At 41.8% G+C, this 14,913-nt stretch carries 14 protein-coding genes; 7 read left to right on the forward strand and 7 right to left on the reverse strand.

From position 1 onward, the window contains the following. Positions 1-1,563: a cryptochrome/photolyase family protein gene (locus tag F9Y84_RS15610; RefSeq protein WP_147389125.1), complete on the forward strand. Its 1,563-nt coding sequence runs from the start codon at positions 1-3 to the stop codon at positions 1,561-1,563. A 125-nt stretch (positions 1,564-1,688) separates the two neighbouring features. Here F9Y84_RS15610 and F9Y84_RS15615 read toward each other — a convergent pair whose 3' ends face one another. Together F9Y84_RS15615 and F9Y84_RS15620 are read right to left on the reverse strand one after the other, a co-directional pair. Beyond that, positions 1,689-2,087, reverse strand: coding sequence for a DUF3019 domain-containing protein (locus F9Y84_RS15615; RefSeq protein ID WP_125252191.1), 399 nt, complete (start codon positions 2,085-2,087; stop codon positions 1,689-1,691). Then, a complete protein-coding gene (locus F9Y84_RS15620) occupies positions 2,077-2,892 on the reverse strand; it encodes a MipA/OmpV family protein (protein ID WP_125252192.1) in 816 nt (271 codons plus the stop codon). Before F9Y84_RS15620 ends, F9Y84_RS15615 begins: the two co-directional genes overlap by 11 nt. Positions 2,893-3,098: 206 nt before the next feature. On the opposite strand from F9Y84_RS15620, the gene F9Y84_RS15625 reads away from it, so the two are divergent. The 3 genes from F9Y84_RS15625 to F9Y84_RS15635 are packed head-to-tail and all read left to right on the forward strand — an operon-like array spanning position 3,099 to position 5,799. Continuing rightward, positions 3,099-4,109 carry a phospholipase C/P1 nuclease family protein gene (locus tag F9Y84_RS15625; RefSeq protein WP_147389126.1) on the forward strand — a complete coding sequence of 337 codons (1,011 nt, stop codon included), beginning with the start codon at positions 3,099-3,101 and terminating at the stop codon, positions 4,107-4,109. After that, complete coding sequence (locus F9Y84_RS15630; protein WP_147389127.1) at positions 4,109-5,287, forward strand: peptidyl-prolyl cis-trans isomerase; 1,179 nt, start codon at positions 4,109-4,111, stop codon at positions 5,285-5,287. Before F9Y84_RS15625 ends, F9Y84_RS15630 begins: the two co-directional genes overlap by 1 nt. After that, positions 5,284-5,799 (forward strand): hypothetical protein, encoded by a 516-nt coding sequence (locus F9Y84_RS15635; RefSeq protein ID WP_147389128.1) that lies wholly within the window; start codon positions 5,284-5,286, stop codon positions 5,797-5,799. The genes F9Y84_RS15630 and F9Y84_RS15635 overlap by 4 nt, the downstream gene beginning before the upstream one ends. Positions 5,800-5,851: 52 nt before the next feature. Here F9Y84_RS15635 and F9Y84_RS15640 read toward each other — a convergent pair whose 3' ends face one another. The 3 genes from F9Y84_RS15640 to dapE form a co-directional block, all read right to left on the reverse strand. Next, entirely contained in the window at positions 5,852-6,520 is a 669-nt protein-coding gene (locus F9Y84_RS15640; protein ID WP_147389129.1) for a hypothetical protein, read from the reverse strand. Between the two features lie 242 nt (positions 6,521-6,762). Then, positions 6,763-7,209, reverse strand: coding sequence for an Hsp20 family protein (locus F9Y84_RS15645; protein WP_128732051.1), 447 nt, complete (start codon positions 7,207-7,209; stop codon positions 6,763-6,765). A gap of 152 nt (positions 7,210-7,361) precedes the next feature. Beyond that, entirely contained in the window at positions 7,362-8,543 is a 1,182-nt protein-coding gene (dapE, locus tag F9Y84_RS15650; protein ID WP_147389130.1) for a succinyl-diaminopimelate desuccinylase, read from the reverse strand. Between the two features lie 260 nt (positions 8,544-8,803). On the opposite strand from dapE, the gene F9Y84_RS15655 reads away from it, so the two are divergent. After that, a complete protein-coding gene (locus F9Y84_RS15655) occupies positions 8,804-9,454 on the forward strand; it encodes an OmpW/AlkL family protein (RefSeq protein WP_125252199.1) in 651 nt (216 codons plus the stop codon). Between the two features lie 84 nt (positions 9,455-9,538). Here the strand turns inward: F9Y84_RS15655 and F9Y84_RS15660 are convergent, their stop codons facing one another. Further along, the gene (locus tag F9Y84_RS15660) at positions 9,539-10,072 is read right to left on the reverse strand and encodes an acyl-CoA thioesterase (protein WP_125252200.1); all 534 of its coding nucleotides are present in this window, start codon (positions 10,070-10,072) and stop codon (positions 9,539-9,541) included. 246 nt (positions 10,073-10,318) lie between these two features. Between F9Y84_RS15660 and F9Y84_RS15665 the strand changes: the two genes are divergently transcribed. Then, the gene (locus F9Y84_RS15665; protein ID WP_147389131.1) at positions 10,319-10,810 is read left to right on the forward strand and encodes a hypothetical protein; all 492 of its coding nucleotides are present in this window, start codon (positions 10,319-10,321) and stop codon (positions 10,808-10,810) included. 51 nt (positions 10,811-10,861) lie between these two features. Here the strand turns inward: F9Y84_RS15665 and tyrR are convergent, their stop codons facing one another. Beyond that, the gene (gene tyrR / locus F9Y84_RS15670) at positions 10,862-12,418 is read right to left on the reverse strand and encodes a transcriptional regulator TyrR (protein WP_125252202.1); all 1,557 of its coding nucleotides are present in this window, start codon (positions 12,416-12,418) and stop codon (positions 10,862-10,864) included. 288 nt (positions 12,419-12,706) lie between these two features. Here tyrR and F9Y84_RS15675 point away from each other — a divergent pair, with 288 nt between their 5' ends. Further along, positions 12,707-14,911 (forward strand): CapA family protein, encoded by a 2,205-nt coding sequence (locus tag F9Y84_RS15675; protein WP_147389132.1) that lies wholly within the window; start codon positions 12,707-12,709, stop codon positions 14,909-14,911. The last annotated feature ends 2 nt before the right edge of the window (positions 14,912-14,913 follow it).

Raw genomic sequence — 14,913 nt, forward strand, 5'->3', positions numbered from 1 at the left:
ATGTCTGGACTGAACAGTAAATACCAAGGACTAAGACTTATCCTTGGCGATCAGCTAAACGCCAAACATAGCTGGTTTTCACAAGAGAATAAGAACGAATACCTTTATGTGATTGCAGAACTGCAACAGGAAACAGACTATACTAACCACCACATTCAAAAAGTGTGTGCTTTTTTTAAAGCAATGGAAAATTTTGCCAAAGCACTCACTAAAGCAGGTTATCACGTTCTCCATTTAACCCTCGACGACACTAAACAATATGATGATTTGCCGGCGCTCGTTACTCATCTATGCAAAAAGTTTCAGGTAGAAAGCTTTGAGTATCAAAGGCCTGATGAATATCGACTCTTAAAGCAACTCGGCGGGCTTTCTCTCGATAATTTGCAGTTACGCACCGTAGACACTGAACACTTTTTAGTACCGTTTGAAGAGTTGGATACCTATCTAAAGCCAGCCAAACACACGACCATGGAGTTTTTCTATCGGAAACTAAGACGGCGCTTTAACGTATTGATGGATGAAGATGAACCTGTCGGTGGCCAATGGAATTTTGATAGCCAAAACCGTAACAAATTAAAGAAAGCAGACCTTGATTCAATCCCGGAGCCACTATGCTTTGCAAACAATGTCAGTGACATTATCGACCGCTTAGAACGACATCAAATCAACACCATAGGCAAAGCACAGCCACTATTAATTTGGCCAACAACTCGCACACAAGCCCAGGAACTATTAAGTTTTTTTTGCGACCATTTGCTGCCTTTATTTGGTCAGTTCCAAGATGCCATGACATGTCATAGTGAGCACAAATGGACGCTTTATCACTCTCGGCTCTCATTTGCCATTAATGCTAAAATGCTTAGTCCCAAACAAGTTATTGACGCAGCAATTGCTGCCTACCAAGAAAACTCTAACATTGATATTGCACAAGTTGAGGGGTTTGTAAGACAGATCCTGGGCTGGAGAGAATACATTCGTGCAGTATATTGGCTTAACATGCCAGACTACAGCCATAAGAACTACTTACTTGCACAGCGCAAGCTCCCTGAGTATTTTTGGCATGGTAAAACCAAAATGCGCTGCTTGAGTGAAGCTATTAACCAAAGTCTTGAATATGCGTATGCCCATCATATTCAAAGATTAATGGTAACAGGTAACTTTTGTCTATTAACTGGAATAGACCCAAATCAAGTAGACGATTGGTACCTGGGGATTTATATCGATGCCATCGAATGGGTAGAAATGCCAAATACCCGCGGTATGACCCAATTTGCCGACCATGGTATTGTTGCAACTAAGCCCTACGCCGCAAGTGGTAACTACATACACAAAATGAGCGATTATTGCCGTGACTGTCATTATGACGTCAAACAGAAGTCAACCGATAATGCCTGCCCACTCAATAGCCTTTACTGGCATTTTATGGTTAGACACGAAGATAAGTTTGGCAAAAACCATCGCATAGGTATGATATACCGCAATTGGTATAAACAAGATGAACAAACGCAACAAGCGACTCTTCGCAGAGCTGACTGGTGCTTGAACAACATAGAGTCATTATAATGGTTTATTGCTGACAATCAGCTATGGAGTGACACACGTAAAGCTTCAGCGTGTCGGTTGACGACTACCCACAGAAACAACGAAAGAGCATCGATAAATAAAGCGTTTGGTCTCGTATAACAAGATTAGAACAGACGCCAACGACGCTTTTTCGTTTTCACTTTATGCACCCAATTTACCTCAATAGTGGTCACGGCTAGCACATCTCGACTTTTCTTTGAGATCAGCTCATAACTCAAGCTCTCATCGGAGCTAAAATCAAGTTCATACTTGAAGGTGTCAGCTTTAGCCCAACATTGCAGTATTTTTTTAGATAAGCTTTCTCTAATGCAGTAGTCACCTTCACTAGGCGCATTAACTGTCACTTTAACATCAGCATAGCACGTCCTCCCCTGGTTTAGGGCAACACATTTGCTCGGTACAGCATGCAGTATTCCCACAGTTTCTATCTCTTGCGCTTGCAATTGATAACTCAAGAGCATACTCAGAGACAGCACAATCCATGTGATCAATTTAGAAAACATATTTCACCCCAGTAAAGAAGACTCTGGCATGACGAGAACGAACTAATGGACTATTTAGCGTATCTTGCGAACCAATCAACCATGAAGCACCGGAGCTAAACACCCAGTCTTCTGCAATAGGGTAATTGAGTTGCATCTGAATAAACGCCGATGTCGATGAGCCCGGAGTGTATGGCGTAAGGTATTGGTTGATCTCAGTCTCAGAGACCCCATAGAAGTAATTGTGAAAATTGCTGGAGTAATAGTTAGCGCCAAAGTTGAGCCAAAGATCCCAATTTCTTAACTCAAAATTGCGTGTTGCCTCAACGTGAAATACCCAACCATCAGTATCTCCAAAAACATCGTAAACGACTTCAGCAACGGCTAAAAACTCACCAACATGACGATAATAGGAAAAACCAATTGAGTTATCTTGATCGCGTTTTTTTATTCCTCTAAGCTCTGGCACCACGTCATCGCTATCATGGTAGCCTCGCTCGGAAAACGGCAGCATATAACTACCGTAAATGGCATCGATCCCCCACTCACCGGTATTAATAATTTGATAGCCCACATCAGAGCCACCAAAAAAATCTCCAGAGTGAGTATTTAGATAAAAGTTTTTATACTCTATTTTGGCATCAACGAGAAAGGTACCATGCTTGAACGTCGAATCTGTTCCGATCAATTCAGGCATTGTCATATCAACGTAAAACGCGCCCACACTCAGCTGCCATGCGAACTCATCCTCAAGATCATCGCTTGGTTCCTCGCAAACGCCATAAAGTGGCAAGAGTAAACTAATTATTATTAGTAGTTTTTTCATAGTTTCTTTGTTTAGTGCACATGTGCCTAAATTCTACCCGAGATCATACCTGACCCATTTGTGACCAACAAGCATCTTAATATACTTTTTAACAGAATCCACATTTAACTTTATTTTAATATTTATTTCACATAGATTGTGTCAAATAGCCCACTTTGCTTATTCGAGCAAATGAAGAACTAATTAAAATAAATGAAAGGCGAACTATGAAACACTATCTACTATCTGCTGCACTGCTCTTTACAGCTGGCCACAGCGCAGCTTTCAGTCAAGAAACACACAAACGTATTGTGATTGATGCCGTTAACTACATGGCAAAAAACCCTACAACTACTCGGTACGCAAAGTTACAAGCGTATGCCCAAGCTAATGGGATGTCGGTCTCGGAACTTGCCAATGTTTTAGGTCAAGCGGCATTCGATGTAGATGATTTTGAAGACACATTTTTTTGCGGTTCTATCACGGGAGATTGTGTGCAAGCACCACTGTGGGGAGCTGCAGAAAGTATCGTAAAGTATACAAGTTATTGGCACTTTCAAAACCACACACAGGGAGCAGATACTCATGGCAATGACTTTGGTGGCTACAACTACCAAAAACTGACCGTATGGGGAACCGTAGATAACATGGCTGCGACTTGGTTAAAAGGTGATTATCTAGATGATGGACACGGTGGTGAAACGGGTTGGTTTAATGCCGATGACAGCGAATATAACAGTTACGGAGTTACTGAAAAAAACTACCGTATCGACAGTCACTCAACATATAGCATGTATGATGACTTTGAAGAAATGCCATTTCAACCTATCGATAATTTAGGTCAATATTGGTATCAAAGCTATGTAGAAAGCGGTAATCCGCAAGTATTAGGTTTTGTTTTTCATACCACCGACTTACTTCAACCACATCACACATGGACAACCTCAGATCTCAATCACTCTGGTTGGGAATCTTGGGTGAAAGATTATTATGATCAAGAGTCGCTAAATGACTTTAGCTTGGTAAAACAAGCAATGACAAGCTTTAGTGCCGTTGATACGCATTCGACTGATATCCGTCCATTACTAACCCAAGGCGGTGCTTTTTCATACTCACAAGGTGGCATAGTGCTCAACTCTAAGGATCATTATGATCGTGTGAATACAGCAAAACAGGTCATCCCTCATGCAATCGCTATGGTTGTTCACCTGTTAAATCACGCCATGGACGTGAGATAATGCGGTTTGTCTTACTTTTCTTGGTAAGCAATTTTTGCTTACCAAGCTTTGCATCACCTACTTTACCGCCAACACTACTGCCCTTGATCCATAAGTTGTACTTGGAGCAAGGTAGAGAATTCACCTTGCAGCAAACAGAAACTCAATTGCTAGAAAACCAATTCCTTCTCTGGCAGGCTAAGCGATTTAACCCAAGCATACTTGACCGTCAATCCAGTGTTGGCTTTAGCACTGAGTATCATATCGATAAATTTCTCGCAGCTGCGTTACTTGATTGGTTCACTGAGTTAAAGAAAATAAAAAAGCAATCCAATCCATTGCCGATTGATAGTTCACAAATTAAAGCACTGCTTGGAACCTATCCAGCAGATGGCCAGTATACAACCGAGCAATTACTCAAATGGAAACAGATTAAGCTGATTAACTCATCTGCGTTCTCCCTTGAGCAAGTCATGCTCAGCCTATCTATGCAGAATCGGTTTAAATTACATCAAGGAGATATTAAGTTGCTTCGTGCCATTGTGGAGCAACGCCTCTATCAGCAAGCTCTATTCAGCCAAGCCCGTGCTCATCTAAAACAACACAATCTCAACTTATCACAATTACGGCAAGTTGTGGCAGGTGAGCTGTTAAGACCAAGCATGTTAGCTTACCTTGGCGTCAAAGAAGAAATGCATGGGGCAACAAGTGAATATGTTGAGGCATTACGCGCTGAAATCCCGATGCAAGCAGTCGCTAGTTATTACGCTAAGCATAAAGATCGTTTTAGGTATATACAACAGGTCGATGCTATCGCTGCCAAGTTCAAAAGCAAACGAGATGCAGAGCAATTTAGTGCTTATACCAAGGCAAATTCGTGGCAAAAAGCAATCGACAAGTTTAGCCCTTCTTTGGTGTGGAAGTCGGCGCCCAAACCGCTAACACGACAAAGTGAACCTAAATGGGAAACCCAATTAGCATTTAGCAATAAACATGGTCAAATGACCCACAGTATCCGAACCCCTACCGGACAGTGGCTAGTATTATTCAGCACCTCTCCCGTCTATGGATATTATGATATAAATAGTGAGACAGTACGCTATCAAGCCCTGCTCGCGCTTACACAAAGCTTTGCTAAAAGTAAGTTTGAACAAGATTATCAACAATGGAAGCGAACAAATAACGGAACGATATTATGAAATATTGGCAGGTAGCTGTTGCTATTTTTCTTGGTTTAATCATCGCGCTATTTACGCTGAAGTATGCCAACAACAGTTGGCAGCCCCTCCAGCCCAGCCTATCAAGAGAAATACAGGCAGACCTGCTGCCTGCTGAATTTCCCACAGAGCTACGCGCAAAGAAAGACACCTCACAGCCGACATCGAGTAAAAAAGATGATACGTTTACCATAGCCCCCATTCATCCGCCACAGTATTTACCGCCCATCAACAATGCCACCAAAAATGAGCTTCAATACCAAGGTGATTTAACTGACCCCGAAGCGTACCAAGCATACTTGGATGATAAAGAGGTACAGTTAAAACAGGCATATATTGCTGCTGTGGATAGCAAAGTAGAACAACTCGACGCATTACTCACTCGAGGTGTTCAAGCAGGGTTACCTGAAGCACAACTACAAGAAGCAAGAGACAAAATCTCCGCACTTCAGCATATGCAAAATACACTACGAAAAGAGCTAAGTGATAACTGAAGCTAGACGCTAGAACCTACTGACCTTTGATAGATTACCCTTCACCGCGTTGTCAATGCACGCGTAATTTAGTGCTGCCATTCGCTACATTTGGATTGCGCAGCACTGCATTTATGACCACATTCTGTTGTCCATCTTGATAATATCCGATGATTTCTTCAAGCACCTTTTTAGGTGTACTCGGGTTAGATGCCAATGCTAAATGGGTACTGAAGTCTCGTCTCAAACTTAAATAGGTTAACGTCGCGGCAGAGGTATTCGAGTTGCTTGCAACCGCGATATCAATCACATCACCATGTTCTGGTAAATAAGAGACTAGTTTTTCCAATTGTGTCGGCGTGGTGCTTATGTCTTGTGCTTGCTGCAACACAGAAGTATGCTGCTTCATGTGTAGCAACGTATAGGTAGCGATGCCAATAACACCAAGCCACAACATTAGGTGCATATATTTTATGGTGATCACCAATCCATCAACGTGCATATGGTTGCGAGCATTATGTATTTTCAAGAAAAAATAGCTAAAGATACTACTCGACAAAAAAATCAAAAAACTATAAACCAACATCATATCGATACCCGACTCTCCCGAGAAAGGTGAAAATGGGATCTGGTGATGGAACTGTGCAGACATGCCAAATAATAGCGTATAAAAAATTGTTGTTATACCAAGCGACAAGCCACCAGATTTTAGCAATAAAATAAGCTTATCTTTTAATTCCATATCGCTACTCGCTATCGTGTTTACTTTGATACTAATTTGCAGACCTACTTTGAGGCAAGAAAATCTTGTCGAACACCGGTTGCGTCAGGTTTACTTCTTCAAATTAAGCAGGGAGTAGGACGTACTGAACTCACCATACTCGGTATTTAGCAAGAACACTAGGTTGGCCATTGTAAGGCATAGCGCATAAAGAAAAAGCCGCCTTACGGCGGCGGGTTGGAAAACTTGAAGGTTTACAAAAGTTACTTATTTCCTAGCAACTTGCCCGAAGCAATTTCTATTTTTCTTGGTTTCAACGCTTCAGGCACCACTCGCTCAAGGTCTATAACCAGCAAACCATGACTTAGGTCTGCACCTAACACGTTAACATGATCTCCCAGCTGAAACTTACGTTCAAATCCGCGCTGCGCTATTCCTTGATGAATAAACTTACGTTCTTTCGACTCGTCAGCGTCTTGCTTTTTACCTTTTACGGTCAAGGTGTTATTTTCTGATTCCAGAGTTAGCTCTTGCTCGGTAAAGCCAGCAACAGCCATGGTAATTTGATACTTATCTTTGCCTAGAGCTTCAATATTGTATGGCGGATAACTTGGTTGCTTATCTGTTCTTGCAGCGGCATCCATCATAGAAGCTAAATGGTCAAAACCGATAAATGAACGGTAAAGTGGTGATAAATCTACTGTACGCATAATTTGTATCCTCTTAAAGCTATACATCGTACTTACTCTTCAAAATGAACCAATAAGTACAAATAAAACAAATAGTTATTTAATTTTTCAGACCCTTACGGCGTCTTCATAACTGTATTTATGGTCAGCAAATTTATTTTCAAGAAAATTTTTCAAAAAATTTCATTTTTAATAAAAAACCTTTTTAAAACAGAAAGGTATATTTTTTCAATGGTATCAATATCCATGAGTGATACATGCTCATTAACTTGATGAATGGAATCATTCTTCACGCCACATTCAATCACTTGTGTTTTAGCTGTTGCAAAAAAGCGACCATCTGAGGTGCCACCCGCCGTACTCAATGCAGGGTATTGTCCTGTCATGTCTTTTATCGCTTGTTCAACCAACGTCAAAAAACATTGTGTTTGCTTAGCTCCAGTGTAAAAGGACTCACAGGGACGCTCCCATATCAACGCCAACGATGCTCCTGACTTTGCTAGTGACTCTTGTATATATCGCATAACCTCTTGGCTTTTATAGGCGTGACTGTAGCGAATATTAAATGTAATTTCACACTCTGAGGGCACTAAATTATCAACGATGTTTGGTACCGTGATCCCTGTGACCTGAAGTGTCGTTTGTGAACCTGCCTCATCCTTCCACCAAGGTAGTAATGATAGCTGACTTACGAGCTGCCCAGCTATGTGTGCAGCGTTGATAGTTTGTTCTGGATATGCCACATGTCCAGCCTTTCCCTTAATCTGAACTCGTCCAGATATTGCACCACGACGACCATTTTTAATCGTATCACCAACGGCCATATGAGCTGTTGGTTCACCAACTAAACACGCATCTAATTCGATACCTTTTTCTACTAGACGATTGGCGATAAGTTTTGAGCCAAACTCAGCCTCCCCTTCTTCATCAGAGGTAAGTAACCAGTAAAAGGTGCCATGGAGTTTATGGCGAAAATTAAGTAATTCACGTGTGGCAGAAAGCATTGAGGCAATACCCGCTTTCATATCCGCAGCGCCACGACCATACATTACACCATCGACAATTTGCGCACTAAACGGCGGTACAATCCAACCTCGATTGTCCGCAGGCACAACATCCACATGACCAGAAAAGGCCAAAATAGGGCCGTCAGAAAAGTGATAGCTCGCAATTAAATTTTTCACTCCCTGTACTTCAAACTGCTCAGTGGTAAAACCCAGCCCTGCAAGCTGTTCTGACATAAATGCGATGGTGCCTGCATCACAAGGTGTTACCGAAGGCGCTTGGATCAAACGGGTTAAGATCTCTATGGCATAAGATGTGCGAGTATTGAGATACTGAGGTGCTAGTGACATATATAGAAGCGACTACACTGTAAAATCGTACTCGTATTAAAAGCGTTAACTTTGACCATAGTATTGCAGTTTTAATGCAGAGCCATGACATCATCAAAACTTAATCTAAATCAAACTTTCAAAAATTTCTGAACGTATCCAATTTAAAAATTGATCTAGAACAGTTTTTCATTTTTTGAAGCCTTTTATGATGACCTCATTGAAAACACACACTGTTTCACAGTTTGAAAAATGTCCTCACATAGGGTTAGGAGAAGAATATGAAAACTTTAACTGCTGCACTTTTATCTACATTGCTAGTTGCTGCTCCATTTGCACAGGCAAATTTCAGTGTTAACGTTGGTGCAATTAATGTAAACCCTGACAACACAGCTTCTGCAATCAACGAAAACAATGCGCTTGGCTTAGTTGCTGATTCAAATACACAGCTAGGTATCACACTTGATTACCATTATAACGATAACATCGTTTTTGAATTAATCGCAGCTACACCGTTCTCTCATACAGTAGATGGTGCAGGCGGCCTAGCAGGTGCAGAGATAGCTGATATAAAGCATTTACCACCAACATTAATCGCTCAGTATCACTTTTTTGATGCAACGGCTAAGTTCCGTCCATTTATCGGCGCAGGTTTAAACTACACCGTATTTTTTGACGAAGAGCCAAGTGCAGCATTAAAAGCAACTTTGGGTACAAATGATGTAGAAGTAGACCTAGACAGTTCGTTCGGTATTGCGTTACAAGTTGGCTTTAACTACGACTTGAATGAAAAGTGGGGTCTACACGGTATGATATCTAAAATGGACATTGATACTGACGCAACTGTATATGCAAATGGTGCTAAAGCACTGACTTCAGATGTAGAGATTGACCCTGTTGTTGCAATGTTTGGTGTCAAATACAAATTCTAATACCTTTGCGGTATAAACAATAAATTACTGTTACTTTCTCAATCCCCAAGGCCACTATTGTGGCCTTTATCTTTTTGTTCACCGTTACAAATTACTGCTCTTTTTCGCCTCTAGCATAGCTTTCCAGTGCATAATCTCCGGCGATAAAATTGGTGCTTCGCCTTTAAATCCTGCAATTTCTAGCATTTCTTCAATGGTAACTATTCCACCTTTGCGTTTGAATACACCACGGACATAAGCAATAGCATGTAAACCACGGGACGAATGGAACCTTTGCTCGATATAAAAGTACTTATGATCCCAACCAACCACTTTCGTTGTGATGGTGAACTTTTGTAGCGGCTTAATATCACGAATGTAAGTGATCGCGGTAGCATTCACGATTGGAAACCAACGACGCTTCATCACCGCGGCGAATAAACCTACTCGCTCAGTCATCCAGGTCCGAGCTAAATCCATAAAGGCTAAGTATCTTGAATTCGTGAGGTGCATATTAATATCACAATCACTAGGTAGCGCGCGGTATGTAATGTCTATCGGGTCAAGAATAGAGTTAGCGTGTTGTTGGTTTTTTCTTATTTTCCAAAACAGTAACAGTAAACGAAAATATAAATTCATAACAATGGTCTTACCAGTAAATAATTTTCGATTCTAGCATAGCAATTCATATTCTAAAGAGATTATTTTGTTACCCTACGCTGCATTAATGTCCTCGATGTGAACTGTCTTCGTCTTGCGATAACCATCCAAGTAAACTAGATTGACTAACCTGAGCTTTGTAAAAGTAAGGCATGCTTTCAATACGATGAGTTAGCCCATTTATTTTTCAGCCCTCAGGTAAAAAAAAAAATAGGTGTGAAGCCCATGAACATATTTTCCCTCATTGTCAGCGCTGTAATCTTTACTTTTTCCAGCTTTTGCTACGCCGACTTCGACTTCAAAGGCGAAGGTACATTAACTTACCCTACCGGTGCAGATAAAGCATTTACGTTTGGTTTTGCTTGGAATAAACAAGCCGAAAAGTTTCGTATTGGTGCAAACCAATATGATATGTCGGAGCTTCCTGAGTCTTACTCAGTTGCAATCACGCTGAGTAAAGACGACGCAAAAGTGTGGATCCAAGAGTTTAATCAGGGGTTTATTTCTGAATTTACGTGGCAAATTGCTGACCATCATATTGCATTAACGAAAAAGGAATTTAGTGGTACCGTAAAAGGCAACTATATACTCACAGTAAATGGCATTGATTACTTTTTTGCCAGAGATAACGTAAGTATCACGCTCACTTTTGATGAAGATGGGATAGAAAATATTAAAGTTGATGGCGTTAACAAAGACATGGGCACAAAATCATAAAGGCTACTCCCTGTAGCCCTTATACTCGCTGTGTGCGTGCAGCTACTAATATTATACTTTTACCGTTTTTCTATTGATCCCGTATTCACGCAGCTTATTCGCAACAGCAGTATGGCTCAAGCCCAATCGTTTCGCCAACTGCCTTGAGCTCGGATAAGCTGGATATAGCTTGCGTAATAATGTCGCTTCAAAGCGCTTAACGGCCTGATCAAGCGTCCCTTCAAAGTCTGATTCTAAATAGCCCAAGTCATGAGTAAAGGTAGGTAAATTCAAGTGTTCTGTACGCAGCTCTTTATCATCTAATAGTGAAACCGCGCGATAAATTGCGTTTTCTAATTGCCTAACATTACCAGGCCATGGGTATTGCTCTAGAAACTCGATACACTCTCTAGCAAAAGTAGGCGCTGGATGACCATTTTGCTGCGCGTATTTTTGCACAAAGTGCTCAGCCAGCGGAGCAATATCAGCCTTGCGATCTCTAAGCGGTGCAATCTCTAGCGTTAGCACATTGATTCGGTAGTAGAGATCTTCTCTGAATGCCCCTTCTTGCACCATTGCTGGTAAATCTTTTTGGGTTGCAGCGATAATTCGCACATTCACTTTTACTTCATTTTCGTCGCCAACCTTACGGAAAGTACCGTCTTGCAAAAAGCGCAAAAGCTTAGTCTGCAATTGTGTAGACATCTCACCGACTTCATCAAGAAATACGGTACCACCATCTGCTTGCTCTAGTACTCCACGCTTTGGTGCCGCATTTTCTTCATAACCGGCGTAACCAAATAGCTCTGACTCCGCTACATCATCAGGTAATGAAGCACAAGATAGTGCAATAAAAGGCTTTAATGAACGATTTGAAGCATAGTGGCATGCTCGTGCCAAGAGCTCTTTACCTGTTCCTGTTTCTCCAGTAATGAGAATTGGTGCCTCTAGTTGAGCCATTTTTCTCGCTTCACGCACCACTCTGCGCATTGCTGTACTGTGATTGTGGATAGTGGCAAAACTCTCTTGGCCATAACGACGAAATGCACTCACTTGCTGCCCAAGTCTAGACTGTGACTTAATATTGATCACCGCTCCGGCTAAAACGTCACCGTCTCCCCCTTGAGGCACAGAAATCGGCAAAATATCCGCAATAAAGTCTTCGCCGCCTACTTCTACACGGGTCGTTTGTCCTAACACTTCTTTGCCTTCTAACCAGCGGGTAAAATTAAAACCTTTCAAAAGGTTGTTAATATTTGCGCCGATAACATCAGTCTCAACCATGTTTAAGTCGCGACAAGCAGCATCATTACAATGACGAACCCAACCTTTTGCGTCTATTGATATAACACCATCAGGCAAAGCACTAAGCAGTGTATTTAATTCATTATGTTCACGCTCAGAAGGCAAAAATGCCGTGGTGCGAACATCTTCTACACCATCAATCAAACGTATCTCTGGCATGATCTTTTGAAACTGTTCGAATTCTATCGGTGGAAAACTCACGTACATCCGACAATTTACTGAATCGACTTCTATACCTTTTAAGTCAACACGGTAGCTTACCAAGATGTTGAGAATCTCTTGGGCAATACCAATTCGGTCAGCGCAATGTATCTCTAGACGCATTTGTTCCTCAAAACGGGTTTACACGGTTGACGGGATCATACTCTAAGAATAGCTAGTCGACTAGAAAAACGTAAAGAATATTGAACAGAATTTTAGAGGCTGCATTAAATTCTTGTCCTATACTAATACGGTAAGGAAAAATTTGTTTTATAAGGTGTTTTTCCACATTTGTTAAACTCCTGATTTGGTGGCTTACATTTTCATCATAAGATTGCATCCGCTAAACAGTTACAGATACAATACTAAAGAATTTGATATTGTATCGTTTTTGAAAGCAGGCCGATAAAAATGAAAAAGATAATTGCGCTGATGTTACTCCTCACCCTTTCGGCTTGTTCAGTTGAAGACCCCAATGAAACGGGTCCCTCTGACACAGATAAAAACGAAGACCAAAGTCAACAAGACAGAGACAATGAAGCGACCAATCTAAGTGTTCAGATTCAAACTCGTGACGGTAACGCTGTCTCTGGCGCTACGCTTACCATTAACAGCCTACAATTTACTTCTGCTGCAAACGGTACAATTGATCTTGCCACATTGCCTTTCGGTGCCTACGTAGCGACAATACAGCACCCAGACTATTTACCTTTGGTATTTACTTTTGCAAATCAACATAGTGACCCACAAACCATAGAATTGCAGCTAAAGCCGTCTTCAGATTCTTTAAAAACGCTTTTATTCGCGGGTGACACAATGTTTGGCCGTCGCTACTTTAACCCTTCACTCATTACGATGGGCAATTCGTTGCCAAGCACCAGCGACGGACTTATCCAACCCCAAAGCGCCGGAGCTGATGCCCAAGCGCTAGTAAAATATATGCCTGCGCTGTTTAACAGTGTCGACTTTGCTTCGGTAAACCTTGAGTCACCCATTCTCCAAAATCCAACAACGGTTCACCCGAGTAAAGAGTTTGCATTTTTCAGTTTACCAGCCTCGTTAGTAGCTTTAAACGATCTTGGTATTGATTATGTTGCACTGGGTAATAATCACGTGTATGACTATCAAGCACAGGGACTTAGCGATACCATCCGCTATGTTGAGCAAGCAGGCTTAAGCCACAGTGGCGCAGGAAACGATACCGAATCAGCCCTAGCGCCATACAGCTTAACGCTGGGGGAAACGACCATAGATTTTATCTCGGCCACCTCTATCACGGGCGATCAACATACCATCACTTACGTAGCCTCAGATCAAAAAGGGGGAGCCGCTGATCTAACCGACACCACAGCCATAAGAGAAAGCGTCAACCAAGCAAGCAATGACGGTCGCTTTGTTGTTGCTCAGCTGCATGGTGGAGATGAATACTCCTACGCCCCAACCGCTTATATTGCAAATCGCTTCGATGTCGTCTCGAACAGTGGTGCAAATTTAATGATAGCCCACCATCCACATGTCGCTCAGGGCTTCGGTTTATATAACGGGGTTCCAGCAATATTGGGGTTAGGCAACTTTGTATTTGAGCAAAACCGACTTGAAACCTTCTTAGGGCTAATCACTATTGTCGAACTTGAAACAGCAGGAGAACCAAAAATAGACGCAATAAAAGCCTATCCTGTGTATTTAGAAGACTATACTCCCAAGCTAGTTAGTGGCGATCTTGCAAATGCGCTACTCAAGCGTATTGCAGAGTTTTCTTCTCCTGACGTTGGTATCTCATTGCATTCAGGCTTTGCGGAAGTGAACTTTGATACCCCATCAATAGTAGAAACTACTCAGCAACGTGTTATTTCTGTAGCTGCAGGTGAGCACATTATTGACTTGCGCCAATATGCGCAAAGCTCAGAGTATGTAAGTCGCATCGCACTAAATCAATCTCAGGCACAGCTAACTCTTGGTCGTGATTTACTCTTTTTCGGTGACTTTGAAGATTGGGATAACGACGCTGAAACAGGCGAAGTATCACGATGGCTTATCGAGTCTGACGATACTTATCCTTGTCTAGTTGGAAAATATCGTGGTGTTCAAGGCTTGTGTTTACAGCGAACACAATTCGATGAGACAGCAACACGAGTTCCTTTCAAACATACTATTCGTACTATGCCCATTACCCCTGCTCCAAGCACAGCTCAGGCCTATCATGAACTTACTTTATACGGCTATGCAAAGGGCAATAATGCAGGGAGATTTAATGCCGATATTCGTATTTTGACATCTGAGGACAGCCTACTATTTTCTGAGTCCACTCCTGAATTATTACCTGCTGGCACTTACGACTGGCAGGTATTTCAACAAGACATAACGCTTCCTGATGATTCAGTTACATTAGGCGATGAAAACTTGCCGGCAAGAGGCGTGCAATTTGGGTTGTCTATGACGCCACCTACAAGTGGCGAAAGTGCACTCTTTTTAGATGATGTCGCGATGATCTCTTGGCAACGCTCACTTTCTCTTACCAATAATCAATGGCAAAGCGGGGGGATTCATGGATTAGAGTTTATTAAAATAACGACCCCGTCTCCAACCGAATTGGTGCTTACTTTTAGCCAGCAGTAAAA

It is taken from the genome of Pseudoalteromonas peptidolytica (assembly GCF_012641745.1).
In the GTDB taxonomy this organism is placed as follows: Bacteria; Pseudomonadota; Gammaproteobacteria; order Enterobacterales; family Alteromonadaceae; genus Pseudoalteromonas; species Pseudoalteromonas peptidolytica.